Raw genomic sequence first — 20,334 nt, forward strand, 5'->3', positions numbered from 1 at the left:
TCCTTTTTATACTTTTTTCCATTTTCTATGAAAACTGTCATTATTTTATATGTTTTATCGAAAATTGTCAATTAATTTATTAACATTTTTTAATTCAAAAAAAAAAAGAAAAAATGCTAACAAATTTATGTCAGCATCTATTTTTTAGGAAAACCAAATAGCTATTTCCCTCTCAGCAGATTCTTTTGAATCAGAAGCATGTACAATATTTTCAGTCTTCCTATTTGCAAAGTCTCCTCTTATTGTTCCTACCTCTGCATCTAAAGGATTTGTACTTCCATGCATTTTTCTAATCAATTGTATTACATTGTTTCCCTCAAGGATCATCACCAACACTTTTCCTCTCATCATATAAGTAATTAAATCTTCATAGAAAAATTTGCCTTTATGTTCAATATAATGTTTTTCTAAAATCTCTCTATCTGCTTTGATCATTTTACATTCTACTATATTTAATCCTTTTTTCTCATATCTACTAATAATCTCCCCAATCAAACCTCTTTCAACGCCATCAGGCTTTATAATCACTAATATTCTTTCCAATATTCTTCCTCCTTTTCCTTTTAATATTTAATACCCGATTTATTGATTTTTAAATACTTTTTATATTTTTCCCTATTCTTTTATCTTTAGATGTACAAAAATAAAACTTTTTTATTTTTGACACATAAAAAATACACCTTTTATGTTATTTAAAATAATCTACATAAAAGGTGTATTGATCATTATTCATAAATCCTTATCTATTCCTCTGGCATATCCCAGTTATGATAAATCTGTTGTACATCATCATCATCTTCAAGAGCATCAATCAACTTATTCATTGCTTTGATTTGTCCTTCTTTATCAAGATTTACCATTGTTTGAGGAATCATATTTACATCAGCTTCTAGAAGTTCATATCCTTTTTCAGCTAATGCATTTTTTACATCATAAAAATCTTCTGGTGCTGATAATACTTCAAAAACTTCTTCATCATCTGTGATGAAATCCTCAGCTCCAGCTTCTAATGCTGCTTCCATTAGTTCATCCTCATCGTAATTCTCTTTCTTTTCAATAAGGATTTGTCCTTTTCTATCGAACATATAGCCTACACAACCTGGTGTTCCTAAATTTCCACCATGCTTATCAAAATAGTATCTTATGTTACTACCAGTTCTATTTCTATTATCTGTAAGCACTTCTACAATAACAGCCGTTCCATTTGGACCATATCCTTCATAGGTGATTCTTTCAAAGTTATCACCATCTGTTCCGCCTGCACCTTTTTTAACAGCTCTATTGATATTATCATTTGGCATGTTAATAGATTTAGCTTTATCTATTGCATTTTTAAGTGATGCATTATATTCTGGATCTGCTCCACCTTCTCTTGCTGCAACAATAATAAGCCTTGCATACTTTGTGAATATCTGAGCTCTTTTTGCATCTTGTTTATTTTTTCTGTTCGCAATGGTTCCGTGTCTACCCATCTTTTTTATCACTCCTTAATCCTTCTACGCAATTTACAAACCTAATTCTATCATAAAATGAAATTTAAGTAAATAAACAGCAAACACTCCTATTCAAAAGAGAATCCCAACTTTAGGATTCTCTTCAATAAATCATTATTTTATTTCTTTTAATTTAGGCAATTACTTCCTTTTTGCTTTTAGACCTTTGAATCATATATCCTCCTATAATAACAATTGCCCCTAGAGCATTTAATCTGTAATCAGTAGTTACTAGAAGAATTCCACCTATAGCAAACAATAAGCGTTCCATAATAGACATATTTGCTTTAAAATATCCTGTCAATGCTGCTGCAACACTCACAATACCTATCAATGCTGTTATAACAATGAATATTACCTGAACAATTGATACATCAATCAATAGAAGTTGTGGACTATATACAAAAATATAAGGGATTAGAAAGGCTGCTATAGCAAGTCTTGCTGCCTGCACCCCTGTTCGCATAGGTTCTGATTTAGCTACACCTGCACCCGCAACAGCTGCAAGACACACAGGCGGCGTTACATCGGCTATGATTCCAAAGTAAAAAGCAAACATATGTGCTGCTAAAATAGGCACTTTCATCATCAAAAGAGCCGGTGCTGCAATAGTAGAGGTAATTACATAATTTGCAGTAGTTGGCACACCAATTCCAAGTATTAAAGAAGTAATCATGGTAAAAAATAATGTTAATAAAAGTTTACCATTTGCTATACTTACGAGCATTGACCCCATTTTTAATCCTAAACCTGTTTGAGTAACCACACCAATAATAATCCCTGCACAAGCGCAAGCAGATACCACTGTCAATGCACTTCTAGCACCTTTTTCAAGACCATCAAGAATATCTTTAAAACTAAGTCTTGTTTCTTTCTTAAGTCCAGCACATATAATAGATGAAGCAATAGCTCCTAATGCTGCTCTAATAGGTGTATACCCTGCAACTAATAAATAAATGACAAAAACAATTGGTATTAAAAGATGACCTCTCTCTCTCATAATACCCCCAATTTTAGGAAGTTCTTCTTTCGGAATTCCTTTTAACCCAAGCTTCTTTGCTTCAAAATGCACTCCAGAAAACACTCCAAAATAATATAATAAGGCAGGAATAGCAGCTGCTGTAATTACTCTCACATATGGAGTATTCGTAAATTCAGCCATCAAAAAGGCTGCAGCTCCCATAATTGGAGGCATCAACTGTCCACCTGTAGAAGCAGTAGCTTCAACAGCTCCTGCAAATTCACTTTTGTATCCTAATTTTTTCATCATAGGAATGGTAAAACTTCCTGTACCAACAACATTAGCAACAGAACTTCCTGTAAGGGTACCCATACATCCACTAGAAATTACTGCTACCTTTGCAGGTCCACCTGCTGCAAAACCAGCAATTGCATTTGCAGCATCTATAAAGAATTCTCCCATACCTGTTTTTTCAAGATATGATCCAAAAAGTAAGAACATAAAAATAAAAGTTGATGATACACCTATTGGTATACCAAATACACCTTCTGTAGTAAAGAACAATTGTTGCACTAAGTTTTCCATATCAACGCCTCTATGGGCTAACTTTCCTGGAATACTTCGCCCAAATAAAGCATATGCAATAAACAACAGTGCAATAATAACCATTGGCCATCCTATTACACGTCTCGCTGCTTCTAGCACCAAAACAATGGCAATAAGTCCTACAATCATATCAAGGCTTGTTACAGTTCCTGCCCTTAACACTAAATCTTTATAAAATACTACTACATACATGCATACAGCTGCTGCAATAATGGCTAAAGCCATATCCACTGGATGCATTTTCTCTCTTGACCAACTCTTTCTAGATGGATACAAAAGATATACTAAACACAAACCAAAAGCAAGATGAACTGCCCTTTGAAGCATTGCATCTAGCACACCAAACACCCCTGTATATAATTGAAAAAGCGTAAAACATATTAAAATAGCTGAAATAATCTTAGCCCCAAATCCTTTTAATTCACGATAGTCTGAACCTTTATCATACTGTCTTAAAATGTCTTTTGCATTTCCTGCTTCCTCTAACTGAAACTGTCTATTTTCTTCCATGGTCCATCCCCTTTCGCAACATCTTATCTTGTTGCTACTCTGTCAACATAGTTTTTATCCTTCAAAAACTTTTATGAAAATTTAAAATGATTCTCAAACCTCTCTTAAAGAGGTTTGAGAATATTATGTAGTTTAAAACAACTTAATAAATTTTTTTCTGATTTTAAAACCCCACTGATCAACTACATATATTTTTACTAAATCTTCTGGTACTTTTACTAAATCAATTAGCTCATAACGATCTTTCCCAATACTCACCCAATGTTTTGGAATGGGAGATACTCTTAAATGAATTACATCAGTAACCCTTTGTATCTTTAATATAAATTTTCCATCCTTTATATCAAAATCCCATTTTTCTTGAGAATATGGAAGACCTACTCCAAAAGATTCATATATGGTTTTGTAAAGCTTTAACTGATTATTATCAGCTACAGAAAAATATTCTTCTGCTGGTGTTAGTAAAACGGAATGAATATATCCTAAAGTAAACTCTCCATCTGGAAGGTATAGTTCCGTTTTCATAGGATGATCCACATCTTCAATAATCAAAACTTTTTCATCTTTAACAAAGTTTGTTACTCCTAACACCATCAAGATTAGAACAATACATAAAATGCTAATCTTTTTTCCTAAGCTGCCCTTTTCTTTAAAGTCATACAAAGTTCTTCAAACTCCTTATTTTCCTTCTTCATCAAAGAATTTTTGTGCTCCTGGATGTACTGTAACACTCATTCCGTCTAATGCTGTTTCTTTTGTAATATATTTACCTACATTATGAGCAGCTACTACTCTATCATGATTATCGTAAATAGTTTTTACTAGATTATATGCTAAATCTTCATCTAAATCTGCATTTACAGCTAACATTGCTTTAACTGTTAAAGTCTGTACATCTTCCGTTTGTCCTTTATAAGTGTTTGCAGGAATTGTGAATTTTGTAAAGAATTTATATTTTTCCATTAAGTTATTTGCTACTTCATCATCAATAGGTACTACATGTACATCATGTTGTGCGCCAAGGTCTTGAATAGCAGCAGTAGGAATTCCAGCTGTTAAGAATGCTGCATCTACTTGCTTATCCTTAAGACCTGTGGATGCTTCCCCAAATGAAAGGAATTTAGCATCAATATCTTTTTCAAAATCAAATCCAGCAGCTGCTATAATTTGTCTAGCATTTGCTTCAACACCACTACCAATTGCTCCTACAGCAACTCTTTTACCCTTTAAATCTTTTACTGATTTGATACTTGGATCAGTAGTAACAATTTGAAGTGGCTCATTATACATTGTACATAATCCTCTTATATCCTCATATTTCTTGTCTTTAAACATTTCTGCTCCATTTCCTGTATACCAAGCAATGTCATTTTGTACAATAACAACTTCAACTTTTTTATCTTTTAATAAGTTAATATTTGCCACTGAAGCCCCTGTACTTTGAGCAGTAGCATTAATTCCTTCAATATTATTATTCCAAATTTCAGCAAAAGCTCCACCTAGTGGGAAATATGTACCAGCTGTTCCACCTGTTCCAATGTTAACAAAAACTTGTTCTGCAGACTCACTACCTGCATCCTCAGCTGGTGCTTCTGTATCTGCTGGTTTACTTCCACATCCAGCAAATAATCCAATCACCATAACAAATACTGTTAACAATGCTAATAATTTAAATTTCTTTTTCATCATTTTTCCTCCTCCAATTATTTATTAATCATTTCATTTTGAAAAATCTAATCTTTTATATTATCAAACCTCCGTTCCCCCTTTATATAGTCAGTTGCATAACTATACAACTGCTGAATAAACTTATTTTTTTACAAAAACAATAAAACTCCAGAACAATAAACCCTTATGTTATGTTGTATTGCCCTAAGTTGATATGTTTACTATGCTGGGACAGAATCTATTATCTTTGCTACTATTAGGAATTACATACAAACTATAAATACCTCGTGTTTTGTTTCATTAAAGGTCTTTATGTCGAAACTTTCATCTTGTTGAATTTTGAAAATATTTTCTTTAATTCGATTATAGAATATTTCTGTGTTTCAGTCAAGTTTTTTATGGAAACAAAGGTAAATATATGAAGTTGCTCTTTATATTAATTGCAGTATCTTATATTATATATGTCTTGTACATTTTTTATATTGTTACAAATAACCACACAAAAAAACTTGATTCCTCAGTAGAGGAATCAAGTTTTTTAAACAATATTTAAATATTTTTCAAGTTCCAACGTTCTTTCTTTACTCATTGGTTGAACCCCATCTAGTTTATAGCATATTCCCATTTTTTCATATTTATTAATACCTAAATGATGATAGGGAAGCAATTCAATTTTTTCTACATTTTCAAACTCTTTTATAATCTTTTTAAGTTTCTTTATATGCTCTTTACTGTCTGTTATTCCTGGAACAACCACATGTCTTATCCATAGTTTCACAGATGTCTTTATTAAAGCTTCTTTGAATTTTTCAAATGCTTCAATATTTCCACCTGTCAATTTCTTATATCCATTTCCATTTACATGTTTTACATCTAAAATTACTAAGTCTGTATACTTTAGTATTTCTTCATATTTTCCGTTTCCAAAGCCAGATGTATCTAAAGCTGTATGAATACCATGTTCTTTACATGATTTCAAAAACTCTATTAAAAACTCAGGCTGCACGAGGGGATCGCCTCCTGAACAGGTTATCCCTCCTCCTGAAGTCTTGAAATAAGGTTTAAATCTTAACACTTTTTTCATAAGTTCATTAACTGCTATTTCTTTTCCTTTATGAACATCCCAAGTATCTGGATTGTGACAATAGGCACATCTTAACTTGCACCCTTGAAAAAATACTACCGTTCTTATGCCAGGACCATCTACAAGTCCCATACTCTCAATAGAATGAATTCTTCCTATCATACAATCCCCCTTCTATACAACCATATTTTCATGGAATGTTCTACTGATTACTTCTAGCTGCTGTTTTCTTGTAAGCCTATTGAAATTAACAGCATAACCAGATACTCTAATCGTAAGTGTTGGATACTTTTCAGGATGATCCATAGCATCTATAAGGGTTTCTCTATTTAACACATTTACATTCAAATGATGTGCTCCTTGAGAAAAGTACCCATCTAATATGCATACTAAATTATTAATTCTATTCTTTTCATCTTTCCCTAAGGCTTCAGGTACTATTGTAAATGTATTTGAAACCCCATCTTGACAAACATCCTTATAAGGAATCTTTGCAACAGAATTGAGGGATGCCAACGCACCATTTTTGTCTCTTCCATGCATAGGATTAGCTCCTGGTGCAAAAGCTTCTCCCATTTTTCTTCCATCTGGTGTTGCTCCTGTCTTTTCACCATATACCACATTTGAAGTAATCGTAAGTACTGATAAAGTATGTTCTGCATCTCGATAGGTCTTATGTTTTTTCAATTCTTTAATAAATTTCTTCACAATTTCAACAGCTATTTCATCTACTTGATTATCATCATTTCCATACGTAGGAAATTCTCCATCTATTTGAAAGTCTACTGCTATGCCCCTGTTTCTAATAGGTTTTACTTTTGCATATTTTATTGCACTTAATGAATCTGCTGCTACTGATAAACCTGCCACTCCAAAAGCCATAATTCTACCAACCTCTGTATCATGTAAACTCATTTGTCCTGCTTCATATGCATATTTGTCATGCATATAATGAATAATGTTCATGGTATTTACATAAAGCTTGGCTACATATTCTAAAACTTTAAAATAATTTTCTTTTACTTTATTATAATCTAATACGTCATCTTCATTTTTTTCAATATCAGGTACAACTAAAGTCCCTTTTTTCTCATCTATCCCACCATTAATTGCATATAAAAGAGCTTTTGCAAGATTACATCTAGCACCAAAAAACTGCATCTGCTTTCCAAGCTTCATAGCTGAAACACAACAAGCAATGCCATAATCATCTCCATAAATAGGTCTCATAATATCATCATTCTCATACTGAATAGAATCCGTCATAATAGACATCTTCGTACAATATTTTTTGAAGTTTTCAGGAAGTTTTTCAGACCATAAAACAGTTATATTGGGTTCTGGCGATGAACCTAAATTGGTCAAAGTATGCAAAAATCTGAAAGACGTTTTACTAACCAAGGTATTTCCATCAATTCCCATTCCTCCAATAGCCTCCGTAATCCAATTTGGATCTCCTGCAAATAATTCATTATACTCTGGTGTTCTTAAATGTCTTACCATTCTAAGTTTTATGACAAATTGATCAATGATTTCTTGCGCCTCTCTTTCAGATATAACACCATTTTTCAAATCTTTTTCAATGTATATATCAATGAAAGTACTGACTCTTCCAAGAGACATAGCAGCACCATTATTTTCTTTTATACCTGCTAAATATCCAAAATATATAAATTGAACGGCTTCTTTAGCATTTTGAGCAGGTCTTGAAATATCTATTCCGTAAGTAAGTGCCATATTTTTTATTTTCTTGAATGCTTTTATTTGTTCTGCTACCTCTTCTCTCTTTCTAATGAGCTCTTCATTCATAGCTCCCTTTAAATTTTCAAGATCCTTTATTTTTTCCTCTACCAAAAAGTCTATTCCATAAAGTGAAATTCTTCTATAATCCCCTATAATTCGTCCTCTTCCATAAGCATCTGGAAGGCCTGTCAGAAGTCCTGCAGATCTTGCTATTTTTGTCTCTTTTGGATATACATCAAATACTCCTTGATTATGAGTCTTTCTATAATTTTGAAATACCTCATCCATCACACTATCCATTTCATATCCATAAGACTCAAGAGCAGACTTTGCCATTCTAATACCACCGAAAGGATTGACAATTCTCTTTAATGGCCCATCTGTTTGCAGTCCTACAACAACTTCATTTTCCTGATCTATATAGCCTGGCTTAAAATTATCTATTCCTGAAACATTTTTTGTATCAATGTCAAGTACTCCTTTTTTTAATTCGTCTTGACACATATTTTTACAAATATTCCATACCTTTTCAGTTTTTTCTGTAATCCCCCCTAAGAAGCTTTCATCCCCTTCGTAAGGAGTATAATTTTTTTGTATAAAATCTCTTACATCTATTTCTTCTGTCCAATTCCCTTGTATAAATCCTGTCCATTCTTTTCTTAACATAAAAATCCCTCCCTGACTTAGATGAACAAGTCGGAGGTCTCAAAAAATAGAAAGACCCCCTGGACTTGTCGCCCAGGCGGTCGGCATTTCTCAAAATCACACTCCCATGTGGTTTATTCCACTTCCGCCAGTCATGTGATTTGTTTCATAAAAATGATCTATGCTTATCATACCAACAGACGCATTTTTTGTCAATAATTTGGGGAAAATAATTTTTTACGCTTCAAGCAACTCCTGTAGTTTTTCTTCAACAAATTCTACAAGGTCTTTCTCTCCTATCCATGTCTTGTCCTCATATAAATCTGGCTTCACTCTGAAAAAATTGATAATCAGCTTATTATCAATAATTTTGTATTCATCCAAATGTCCAGGTAAAAATATCACTTCAATTTCTTCATATTTTGCACAGTTTCCTAAATTATTTAATTTTTCAACCAAATAATCTAAATTCAGAACTTTTAAAGGTTGTACCATCATATTTGTATATTCTAAATCTTCTAGCATCCACATATGATAATTCCAAAATCTTCCTTCTTTTTTATTCTTACTTGAGAGCATCTCTCTATTTGAAATAGCGCTTAAAACTTTTCTTACCGATTCTTTCGTGAATTCACTATCATAAAAATAACTCATTAAAGGAATGTTTGAAATGTCATTGATATAACTCTCTCCAACTTTTTCTTTTTCACTTGTAGCCTGCCAAAAATATAACATTCCTTCCATCACATCTAAATTTGTTTTTATTCTCTTGATCATCCCCACTACCCCTTTCTTTCAAAATTTTTCCTTTTATTTATTATACGCTATATTTTCTTTCAAATCAAAGTATAATAAATATTCCGAATCCTTCTCTAATGAGTTATATTTTTTTATTTTTCATATTTAGGAGGTGATGCAATAAAGGCAGCTATACTTCCAAGAGCAGGTATGATCATCATCAATAGTATAATTTCTTTATATCCATGAAATAAATCATAAGCAAAACCAAAAGGTAAAGGTCCTAGTGCTGAACCAACAACAATAGCTGTCATAGAAAAACCTCTTATACTGCCTAAATGCTTTCTTCCAAAGTAATTTGGCCACCATACACCTGTACTCACAGAGTCAAAAGCAACAAAAACACCATTTAAAACTGCATAGGCAAAAAGAATATGCTGATTTTTTGCATAAAGAAGCACCCCCATTGCACTAATTAAAACCCAATAATTCACAGCTTTTACATAACGCACTTTTATCTTATCTAATAAATATCCTGCTAAAAAGGTAAGAGGAAATTGTATAATTGCTGTAATACTTAATAAAGAAGCTGCAAAGGTTGATGTAAAACCTTTTATTTCTATCATAGAAACCATATGAAAAATAAGTCCTGTATTAATCATAGATGGAATAACCATACAAAATAGCATAAGCCAAAATGTACGTGTCTTCATAGCTTCCTTTAATGTCAAAGATCTTTCTAATGTATCTGACTCAACAAAAGTATTTTTTTCAATAAATTTGTTCTCTCCATCTGGTAATAACCCAACATCTTCCGGTCTATTCCTTACAAGAATCCACCCTAAAGGAGCCATAACCCCTATGAGTAATATAGTCCAAAATCTCCAAGCAAATCCTACACCTGAATTTACAATTAACCAATTATTCAGTGGAGGAAATACTGCTGATCCTAATACACTTCCTATAGCTAATAAGCTTAAAGCAAAACCCCTTCGTTTTATAAACCACTGAGGTACCAGAGTATAGGGAATTAGACACATTGTCCCTTGTCCAAAAAGTCTTAAAAATACAAAACCTACAAAAATCATCATAGGATTTGCTACAAAACTCATCCACAAACAAATAAATCCTAAAATAATAGGAACAACCGAAATCATCTTTCTATGCCCTATTTTGTCTATTAATTTTCCCATATAGGATAATGTCAATCCAGAGATAAGAGTAGCAGCAGAATATAAACTAGAAATCATTGTTCTACTCCATCCAAAGCTATCTACATAAGAATTAATAAAAACAGAAACAGAATAAGTTTGCCCTGGTCCTGAAAAAAATAATCCCATTGATCCTATAAATACAATCACCCATCCATAAAAAAAAGGCGCTTTTATAGTTTTTTGCTGATCTAATTTCGTATAATCCATGATTTATTCCTCCTAATCATCTTGCTGTATTTATTCCTGCATATTTTTTGTTAAAAGCCACTTATCAGTATACAATAAATTCCCTATTTACGCGAGAATTTAACTACATAAAAAAAGCTAGATTCCTATATTTTATGATTTATTGTTGTATACTATTTCTTATGAATATTTATCATTCTAAATATAACTTCTTTCTACTTTTAGTAAATATAAGTATAATATTGTATATAAATACCTAATAGAAAGTTGAGGAAACTTTTATGAAAAACAAAAAAATATTTAACAAATTTCTTTTTATACTCCTTATTCCTATAACTGCATTATTATTTTATATAGCTTCATTTTATCCTTATTTTATTGAAAAAATATATGCCCATACTATCTATCGACCCATTGTACAAATTTTAAGTGTTGTCACTGGATTTTTCCCATTTTCTGTAGCTGAATGTTTTGTTATATTGCTTATATGTCTTTTCATGTGGATGCTTCTTCGAACCATCATAAAAGCAATAAATAATAAGCATCAGAGAAAGTCTACCGTACTCAATTTTATAGGAAATATGATTGTTTTTAGCAGTATTACTTATTTCCTGTTTATTATGATTTGGGGTTTTAATTATTGTCGACTCCCTTTTTCTGAAATTGCAAACCTTGAAGTAAAACCTGCTTCTATTGAAGAATTAGAAAACTTATGTGAGCATCTTATACAAAAAGCAAATACGCTAAGAGATCAAGTAGTTGAAAACAAAGACGGTGTCATGACCCTTCCAAAGGGTACTTCAGATGTTTTTCTTCGCGCATCTAAAGGCTATGAAAAAGCAGCAAATATTTACCCTGAACTAGGGGGAAACTATGGTAAACCTAAAGGAATTATTTTCTCCCATATCATGTCTTATACAGGTATCGCTGGAATTTATTGTCCATTTACAGGAGAGGCCAATGTAAATATATCTATCTCTAATAGCTCAATTCCTAGCACAACCTGTCATGAAATGGCTCATCAGAGAGGTTTTTCAAGAGAAGATGAAGCAAATTATATTGCTTATCTAACATGCACCATGCATAGCGATGTAGATTTTCAATATTCAGGAACACTCTTAGCTTTAATCCATTCTATGAATGCATTATATAGAATAAATCATGAAAAATATTTCAAGCTAAAAGAAAAATATAACGGAGGATTAAGAAGAGATTTAGCTTATATGAGATCCTTTTGGCAGCAATACGAAGGCCCTGTAGAACGTGCATCCACAAAATTAAATAATACTTATCTAAAAGCAAATCATCAAAAGGATGGTGTTCGTAGTTATGGACGAATGGTAGATCTTTTGATTGCAGAAAATCGTTTGAAAATGTCGAAATAAATAAAGGATTTACGATTTCAATGTAGAAACTTATTACAACAGTTTTTAAAATTTTCAAAACTATATATTTTAAACAAAGGAAGGAGTAATTCTATGTATTTTGCTACTTTTCAGTATAATGGGGAAGAACAATTTGGAATTTTAAGCAAAAATAAAAAAAATATAATCCCTATAAAAAAAGTTTTTCAAAAGTTGGATATCATTCCACCAAAAACTTTAAGGGATTTTGTAGAGAATTCAGACGATACTTTTGTTGAAGATATAAAAGATATCCTTAAATCACATACTTTTGAAGGGATTCCCGTTGAAAACATCAAATTATGTGCACCCATCCCTTATCCTCGTAGAAATATAATCTGTCTTGGGAAAAATTATATTGATCATGCAAAAGAAGTTGTAGGATTGCCTGGAGCAGATGATGATATTCCAAAATTTCCAATATACTTTACAAAGATTGCCGACCCAGCCATAGGAGATGGAGATCTTATTAAAAATCATAAAGATATAACAGATATGGTCGATTATGAAGTTGAATTAGCTATTGTAATAGGAAAAGATGGCATCAATATAAAAAAAGAAGACGCTGAAAGATTCATCTTTGGCTACACTATTGTAAACGATATTTCTGCAAGAAATATCCAAAGAAAGCATTCCCAATGGTTTAGAGGAAAAAGTCTTGAGACCCATTGTCCAATGGGACCTTATCTTGTACATAAAAGTGAACTTCCTTTTCCTGTAGAATTAGACATACAATGTAGCATCAATGGTGAAATAAGGCAAAATTCTAATACAAAAAATTTAATATTTGATATTCCTTATATTATCAGTGACTTATCAAAAGGAATGTACTTAAGAGCTGGAGATATTATTCTAACAGGTACTCCTTCCGGTGTTGGATTAGGCTTTAAACCATTTAAATTCTTAAAATCAGGAGATATAGTTAAATGTTTTATTGAGAAAATTGGATCCCTTACAAATACATTTGAGTAATCAATAAATTCATATTGAAATTCTATATCCTATGCATCTATTTACACCCTTAGTTATATAAACAATATTCCTATACACATTTAAAACATAATTCTACAAAGTATAACAATCACAAAAAGCCTAGATATAGGCTTTTTTAATATTTATCATCTTTATTATAAAAATCTAAATACGAATAATGCTTTCCATCTTTTTGCCAACCTAAAATAGCATTCATGTTTACATTTTGTGCTGCTTTAAAAATAGATTTGTCCACATCTTTAATATCTTTCTTCAATTCCTTAATCAATTCTTTTGTCTCATAACGTTTACTTGCTACCTTTTTAGCAGTTACTATACAGGCACAATTTAGTGGTTCAACTCCACAATATTTTGTATAGCTTTCAATATGCTTCTCTCTTATATAGTAAAGGGGACGAATGAGTTCTAACTTTTTGGCATCTGATGATTTTAGTTTAGGAAGCATGGTTTTAAAATTTCCTGTATAAAACAAGTTGAGTAACGTTGTTTCAATCACATCATCAAAATGGTGTCCAAGGGCTAGTTTATTACAACCTAGCTCATTTGCTTTTCTGTATAGTGCCCCACGACGCATTTTTGCACACATAAAGCAAGGATTTTTATCCTCCATATTGTCTACAATTTCAAAAATACCTGATTCAAATATTTGAATAGGTAATTTTAAGTATTGACAGTTTTCAATTAATTGTTTTTTATTCTCTTTATGATAACCTGGGTCCATAACAATAAAACATAGTTTGAATTTAGTTTGTCCATATTTCTGAAATTGTTGAAATAATTTTGCCATTAACAAACTATCCTTACCACCTGAAATAGCCACTGCAATTTTATCACCATCATCCACTAAATTAAATTCACTTACTGCTTTAACAAATTTTGACCATATGTTTTTTCTGAATTTTGTCATAACACTATGTTCTATTTCTTTAAAGGTTTTTCTATTATTCGATAGGCGCCATACTTTATAGTCATGTTCTTCAATTTTATTCATATTGTCACCTCATCTTTTTGTAAATTACACTTCTTGAAATTTCTCTTCGTACTAGTGTCTTTTGTCATTTGGTCATTTTTTACTCTCTACACTATGAATCGTATCATTCCACCTATCTACATACGTACCTGTTGCCCACTCTGCCATGACAATCCTTTCATCTTCTTTTAAATCTATTTTTTTCATATACTTATAAGACAGTTGATTGTTTTTTATTTCATATACATAAATGGCTTCTTTTGTAACCACAAGAGCTATATCCATCGAAGGTGAAGTAAAAATATCCTGTGCCTTTGGTACTCTTTCCTTTACTTCATTCCAAGATACATGTAATTTATCATAATGAACAATTTTGTAAGGTGGAATCATTTGAATATTAAATTCTAAAAATTTCTCTTTCTCTTTCTTATTGTACAATCTTCCTTTCATAATCCAATGACCATTTCTTCTTGCCAATGTAAAATTTTTTTCCCTAGGCTTGTAAAATTTACTTGCTTGTATTTCATTTAACTTTGAGAGCGTTCCTTTTGCTGAATTGAAAAAAGCCTCTTTCCCTTCATCTCCTGCAAGATCTGATATCTTCATCCCTTCTTTCACATGGTCTACAAGAAGCATTTCAATTCCTGATAAATTTTTTATATTTTTTCCATAAGCTGTTCCAATATAATCATTTCCTACAAATAGAATTTGTTTTACTACATTTTCTTTCAATCTTTCCTCTTTATATAAACTACTTTCCTTCTTTTCTTCTATCTCTTCTTTTATTATATTTTTTTCTAATGGATAGGCAAAAATTTCATCCTTTCTATATCCTTCTTGTATAACTTGATTCTTTCTAACTATCCAAAACCCACTTTTCCTTGGTACAAATAAATCTTTCATTTCTACTATCGGATATAACTTTCTATTTTCTGCAGCAATCCATAATGTCCTATATGTTTCCTCTCCATTTTCATCATTAAAATCTCCTAATCCTATTAAAACCCCTGCACTCAATGGATTAGATTCTTTTTTCTCTTTTTTATTAATCTCTTTGTTTTGTAAATATTTATTAATTCTCTCTTGATTGATTATATCTGAGATTTTACTTAAATAATAATATCCATCATCCATATAAACCATTAGTCTTTGATCATTTGCTCTAATAAAATCATAAAAATATTGATCCTTTGAAGTAACAGAAATCACTTCAATCCTTTCACTATCAAACTTTAAATCATTATAAACTGCTTTATGGGTATACAAAAAATAGTCTTTTGCATTCACATTTTTTACTTTATATTCTGGTTCTTCACATATTTCATCCCCTAAAGCAGCCACCCGTTCACTAAAGACTGCTGTTTTTCCTAACAAATCTTTTAGATCCTCTTTCTCCGCATCTCTTTGTGTTTTATATTTTTCAATCTTCCAAGTTCCCTTTATAGGAATTGTCTTATTTTTAGGTGCTTGAATACTCTTTCCTATATCTAATTTTATATCCATACATCCCTGTAAAAAAATAATGGACGTCCATAAAATAATCCAAACAATTATTCTTTTTTTCATACTTTTTTCTCCTGAAATTTAGGTATTTTTGAGAATAGGTAATCTTATGTGCACAGTAGTTCCTTGCTCTATCTTACTTTCTATGATAAATTTTCCTTCATGCAATTTTATAATCTCATCACAAATAGACAATCCTATACCATTTTTTGATTTGCTATTTTTTCCTTTGTAAAATTTTTCTTTCACCTTTGGTAAATCTTCACTACTAATTCCACAACCATTATCTTTTATAGACATATGCAGATATTCTCCATCTTGTTTTGCAAAAAAATCTACTTTTCCTCCTTGACCTGTAAACTTAAATGCATTATCTAAAACATTAATCAACACCTGTTTCATTCTATTTTCATCTATACACATAGCTGGCATCTGTTTTTCATAATCTACATGTAAGTCTATTTTTTCTCTCGCTGCACGAGGTCCCATATATTTTTCAATATATTGAATCAAATCTTCTATCATCATTTCTTGTTTATTTAAAGTGATTTTCCCAGATACAAATTTTGAGAAATCTAAAAGTTCTTCTACCATAGTTGTTAATCTTTCACTTTCCTTTTCAATAATCTTTAGTCCCTCTCTCAATGTCTCTTTATCTTCAAATTCTTCTTTATTTAAAACAATAGCCCATCCTTTAATGGCTGTCAAAGGTGTACGTAATTCATGAGAAACAGAAGAAATAAATTCATTTTTTAACTCATCTTTTTTTACTATTTCCTTGGCCATAAAGTTAAATGTATCTGATAACTTCCCAATTTCATCATCAAATGGATTTTTACTTCTTACCGTAAAATTTCCTAATGCCATTTTTTCAGCTACTCGAGTCAATTCTTTTATAGGCTCTGTAATGGTATTAGATAAAATAATACTTACAACACCTGCTACCAAAATGACCACAGCTCCTATACTTAAAAATGAAATAGCTATTCTTTTAATCCCCTTATTCACTTCTTCTAATGATGTAATAAATCTCAAAACACCCACGGTTTTTTCATCAGATTTTAGTGGACAGGAAACTGACATTGCATTGTAATCATCATAATTTATTTTTCCAATCCATGTCCCCTTATGACCCTTTAATGCATTTTTTACATCAATTGTTTCCATTACTTCTTTATGTTCTACACCAATTGAATCCATTAGAACTTTTCCTGAAAGATCAATAATTTGTACTTGAGCAGATGTTTGCTTCCAAAATACATCTATATTATCTAATACATTATCCTCAAGGGTAGCATTAGAAAAGTATCTTGAATAAAATTCAGAAGAAATGGTAATTTGATTGGTTAAAACATCTTCAACATTTTTATAGTAATACTGCTTAACAAAATTAATCAACAATATTTCAAAGAACAACACACTAAAAAAAACTACTAACATAAAATTAATGGCTAATCTCTTCTTTATACTTTTCATATGTTCTCCTTGCTTTTCATTCTTTTATTCCGTTTTTTTCCATCTATACCCTACGCCCCAAACCGTTTCAATAAAATTTGGTTCAGATGAATCCTCTTCTATTTTTCTTCTTAATCTTCGAATATTTACATCTACAATCTTCGTATCCCCAACAAAATCCCATCCCCAAACTAAATCTAATAATTCATCTCTTGTAAAGGCTTTTCCTGGGTTTTCTATAAATATTTTCATCAACAAATATTCTTTTGGTGTCATATCAATCACCATTTCTTTTTTATATACAATATGTGCATCTATATCAATTTTAAAAGGGCCGCTTCCAATAATTTTATCTTTTCTTGCCTTCCCATCATCCATTCTTCGAATAAGAGCCTCCACACGAAGTACTAATTCCATTGGATTAAAAGGCTTTATAACATAATCGTCTGCCCCTAACTTCAGTCCAGAAATTTTATCTATATCTTGACTACGAGCCGTAAGCATAATAATCCCTATATAGGGATATTCTTTCCTTAAGCTCTCACATACCTCAAATCCATCAATCCCTGGTAGCATTACATCTAATAAGGCAACCGTTGGCTCTTCCAACCTTGCTTTTTCTAAGCCTTCTTCTCCAGAAGCTGCTTCTATAATAAAATACTCACTATTTTTAAAACTTACCTTTAACAAACTTCTAATACTACTTTCATCTTCTACAATTAGTATTTTATGCATTCTTTTATAACTCCTTTTGCCAGGATCTTTATATTCAAATATCCACAGTCCTCCTGAATACACCACCTTCTTTAATTCACTCTTCAGGAGGACTGCAAATACTTTCTTCATTTAGTATATCACACTTTTTTTATTTCTTTCATCTACTATATAATGATATAAGCTACCCTAAAATTAGTAATCTATATCATTATTTTATTATATATTAAGAACTTGTTCAGGAGTTTTATACGGTCTATTTTGTTTTTTACCTGTTTCTTCTAAAGTTAATACGCCGAAATAAAAACATAAACCTTTCCTTAAATACTTATTTTCTTTTAACGCCCTTTCATATCCCTTGTTTGCAATTTCTATAGCATAAGGTAACGTAGCATGACAAAGGGAAGTCGTCGCTGTTTGCGAAAAAGTTGCTGGAATATTATCTACACAATAATGCATAACACCTTCCTCAAAATATATTGGATGATCATGAGATGTAGCTCTGCACGTTTCAATAGCTCCACATTCATCACAGAATACATCTACAATCAAGGTTCCTTTTTTCATGAATTTTAACATATCTCTTGTAACTAGATGGTCTTTTCTCCATTTAGGCCATAAAATGCAATTCATTAAAACATCACTTCTTTTTAAACACATTACTAGGTTTTCTTTATTAGAATATAGTAATTCTACATTAGACGGTAAAACATATTTTGCCTTTTCAAGTTTATCTAAATTAATATCTAGAATGGTTACTTTATTCCCTAAATTAGATGCAATTTCTGCAGCACCTAATCCTGCTACTCCAGCCCCTATAATTGCAACTTCAGGTGTTCTAATTCCATGTATTCTAGCCAACAACAACCCATTTCCATCATTTATTTTTTGAGTATATTGCATGGCCATTAAAAATCCACCTTTACCTGCGATCTCACTCATTGGTTTAAGTAGTGGAAATTTACCATCCTTATCTTCAATATCTTCATAGGATATACCCACTACCTTATTTTTAAGAAAAACATCTGTTTGTGCTCTAAATGCATTAGAATGTATATAGGTAAATATGATCATCCCTTCTCTAAGGTACTTAAATTCTTCTTGCAAAAATTCTTTTACCTTATAAATCATTTCTGCTCTTTTAAAGACTATCTCTCTTTCAACTATTTCAGCCCCTGCTTTTCTATAATCTTCATCTCCAAATCCACTTCCTAGACCTGCACCTGTTTCTATCAAAACTTCATGACCATTTTTTATAAATTCTTCTACGCCACTTGGTATCATTGCAACCCTATACTCATTATTTTTTATTTCCTTAGGTACTCCTATAATCATCTATTTTCACCCCTTTTGAAAAAACTTATTTTTCTACAATAATTTTTCTAATTCTTTTAGTGAATATTTTCCTAATCCAAGACAATCCATTGTTCTTTTCTTCTCACCTCTATAATTCTTTTTCATAAGTACAGATACTATATCTATAACAGCATTCATAATAGGCGTATCCACTCTCACTTGTTTACCTAGTTCTGCCATAAATACTAATCCATAACCTACATCCTCATTGAAATACCTATAATCCAGTTTACTTTGAGCTTTAATTCCCTTAAATCCAGGAGCCTCTGCATAACCTTTAAAATAGGTTGTATCCTTCATATACCCCTGTCTCATTCCTAAAACGGGATCCGGAATAACATGAATACTTAATTTTTTACCAATTTCTATACGTTCTTTATCTACCGCTTCTATCAAATTTCCAACTGCAGGAGTCACTCCATCTTCATAAAAACAAAAGTCTCCTTGTGTTCTTTCGATCAATCCTGCATTTAAAAGAGTAACGGATGGATGGATCACAGGATTTGCATTTTGTAATGCAGTCTGTAATACATTTTTAGCTGATTCCATATTTGGATAAACCTCTTTTATTAACTTCATTACAGTATTATTATATTTACAAGGAAGAGCAGCTAATAAAAGTCCTCCCTTAAGTTTTAAGAATACATGTATTTTGCCAGGTTCAGTTAATCTTACAGCATAGGGAAGTGTAGAAGTTTCTGCAATGATCATATCTTCATTTTTTATATCTAATCCTAGCGCGTTTTTAAAAACAATGCTTCCTCCACAAGAACTTGGACATACAATAACTATTTGCCCTTTTTTTAAGTAAGGTCTACATACTTCCCCAAAGGATTGTGTACTATATGCTGGTCCAACAGCAAATATAATATCAGCTCCTTCTACTACCTTTTTTATATCATGTCCTGCATATTTAATCTCTGCAAATCCAGTAAGCTCTCCTTCTGAAAAAATACCCTTATTTTCTGATATGGTACTAATATTTTTAGGGAATTTTTCAAAATCAAACATATAAACATGATGTCCTGCTTTTGCCCAATCAAAAGCTACTGCGCATCCGCCATTACCTGAACCCAATACCCCAATCTTCAT

General features: G+C 31.5%; 17 protein-coding genes and 1 riboswitch. Of the genes, 2 read left to right on the top strand and 15 right to left on the bottom strand.

Features of this window, described 5'->3' with window-relative positions; all coding sequences use genetic code 11:
- Positions 1-144: 144 nt before the first annotated feature.
- The 9 genes from ndk to K7H06_RS10255 all read right to left on the bottom strand — a co-directional run bounded on the left by ndk (position 145) and on the right by K7H06_RS10255 (position 10,869).
- Entirely contained in the window at positions 145-543 is a 399-nt protein-coding gene (gene ndk, locus K7H06_RS10215) for a nucleoside-diphosphate kinase (RefSeq protein WP_223039762.1), read from the bottom strand.
- Positions 544-743: 200 nt separating this feature from the next.
- The gene (locus K7H06_RS10220) at positions 744-1,484 is read right to left on the bottom strand and encodes a YebC/PmpR family DNA-binding transcriptional regulator (protein ID WP_484795926.1); all 741 of its coding nucleotides are present in this window, start codon (positions 1,482-1,484) and stop codon (positions 744-746) included.
- Between the two features lie 142 nt (positions 1,485-1,626).
- Complete coding sequence (locus tag K7H06_RS10225; protein WP_223039763.1) at positions 1,627-3,570, bottom strand: TRAP transporter permease; 1,944 nt, start codon at positions 3,568-3,570, stop codon at positions 1,627-1,629.
- A gap of 132 nt (positions 3,571-3,702) precedes the next feature.
- Positions 3,703-4,233 carry a DUF1850 domain-containing protein gene (locus K7H06_RS10230; RefSeq protein ID WP_223039764.1) on the bottom strand — a complete coding sequence of 177 codons (531 nt, stop codon included), beginning with the start codon at positions 4,231-4,233 and terminating at the stop codon, positions 3,703-3,705.
- A 15-nt stretch (positions 4,234-4,248) separates the two neighbouring features.
- Positions 4,249-5,256 (bottom strand): TAXI family TRAP transporter solute-binding subunit, encoded by a 1,008-nt coding sequence (locus tag K7H06_RS10235; RefSeq protein ID WP_246637681.1) that lies wholly within the window; start codon positions 5,254-5,256, stop codon positions 4,249-4,251.
- Between the two features lie 520 nt (positions 5,257-5,776).
- Positions 5,777-6,481 (bottom strand): pyruvate formate-lyase-activating protein, encoded by a 705-nt coding sequence (pflA, locus tag K7H06_RS10240; protein ID WP_223039998.1) that lies wholly within the window; start codon positions 6,479-6,481, stop codon positions 5,777-5,779.
- A gap of 15 nt (positions 6,482-6,496) precedes the next feature.
- On the bottom strand, positions 6,497-8,731 hold the full coding sequence (pflB, locus tag K7H06_RS10245; protein ID WP_223039766.1) for a formate C-acetyltransferase: 2,235 nt from the start codon (positions 8,729-8,731) through the stop codon (positions 6,497-6,499).
- Between the two features lie 63 nt (positions 8,732-8,794).
- Positions 8,795-8,876: riboswitch (ZMP/ZTP riboswitch) on the bottom strand.
- A gap of 71 nt (positions 8,877-8,947) precedes the next feature.
- A complete protein-coding gene (locus K7H06_RS10250) occupies positions 8,948-9,487 on the bottom strand; it encodes a TDE2712 family protein (RefSeq protein ID WP_223039767.1) in 540 nt (179 codons plus the stop codon).
- Between the two features lie 113 nt (positions 9,488-9,600).
- Positions 9,601-10,869 (bottom strand): MFS transporter, encoded by a 1,269-nt coding sequence (locus tag K7H06_RS10255; protein WP_223039768.1) that lies wholly within the window; start codon positions 10,867-10,869, stop codon positions 9,601-9,603.
- A gap of 260 nt (positions 10,870-11,129) precedes the next feature.
- Here K7H06_RS10255 and K7H06_RS10260 point away from each other — a divergent pair, with 260 nt between their 5' ends.
- Both K7H06_RS10260 and K7H06_RS10265 read left to right on the top strand, forming a co-directional pair.
- The gene (locus K7H06_RS10260) at positions 11,130-12,233 is read left to right on the top strand and encodes a DUF3810 domain-containing protein (RefSeq protein ID WP_223039769.1); all 1,104 of its coding nucleotides are present in this window, start codon (positions 11,130-11,132) and stop codon (positions 12,231-12,233) included.
- A 93-nt stretch (positions 12,234-12,326) separates the two neighbouring features.
- On the top strand, positions 12,327-13,223 hold the full coding sequence (locus K7H06_RS10265) for a fumarylacetoacetate hydrolase family protein (RefSeq protein ID WP_223039770.1): 897 nt from the start codon (positions 12,327-12,329) through the stop codon (positions 13,221-13,223).
- A 136-nt stretch (positions 13,224-13,359) separates the two neighbouring features.
- Here the strand turns inward: K7H06_RS10265 and K7H06_RS10270 are convergent, their stop codons facing one another.
- The 6 genes from K7H06_RS10270 to K7H06_RS10295 form a co-directional block, all read right to left on the bottom strand.
- A complete protein-coding gene (locus K7H06_RS10270; protein ID WP_223039771.1) occupies positions 13,360-14,235 on the bottom strand; it encodes a tRNA 2-thiocytidine biosynthesis TtcA family protein in 876 nt (291 codons plus the stop codon).
- Positions 14,236-14,307: 72 nt separating this feature from the next.
- Positions 14,308-15,780, bottom strand: coding sequence for a hypothetical protein (locus tag K7H06_RS10275; protein ID WP_223039772.1), 1,473 nt, complete (start codon positions 15,778-15,780; stop codon positions 14,308-14,310).
- Positions 15,781-15,798: 18 nt separating this feature from the next.
- On the bottom strand, positions 15,799-17,193 hold the full coding sequence (locus tag K7H06_RS10280) for a sensor histidine kinase (RefSeq protein WP_223039773.1): 1,395 nt from the start codon (positions 17,191-17,193) through the stop codon (positions 15,799-15,801).
- A 24-nt stretch (positions 17,194-17,217) separates the two neighbouring features.
- Complete coding sequence (locus K7H06_RS10285) at positions 17,218-17,907, bottom strand: response regulator transcription factor (RefSeq protein WP_223039774.1); 690 nt, start codon at positions 17,905-17,907, stop codon at positions 17,218-17,220.
- A gap of 198 nt (positions 17,908-18,105) precedes the next feature.
- On the bottom strand, positions 18,106-19,221 hold the full coding sequence (locus K7H06_RS10290; protein WP_223039775.1) for an alanine dehydrogenase: 1,116 nt from the start codon (positions 19,219-19,221) through the stop codon (positions 18,106-18,108).
- A 33-nt stretch (positions 19,222-19,254) separates the two neighbouring features.
- Positions 19,255-20,334, bottom strand: coding sequence for an NAD/NADP octopine/nopaline dehydrogenase family protein (locus K7H06_RS10295; protein ID WP_223039776.1), 1,080 nt, complete (start codon positions 20,332-20,334; stop codon positions 19,255-19,257).

This window comes from Crassaminicella profunda (assembly GCF_019884785.1).
Taxonomy (GTDB): domain Bacteria; phylum Bacillota; class Clostridia; order Peptostreptococcales; family Thermotaleaceae; genus Crassaminicella; species Crassaminicella profunda.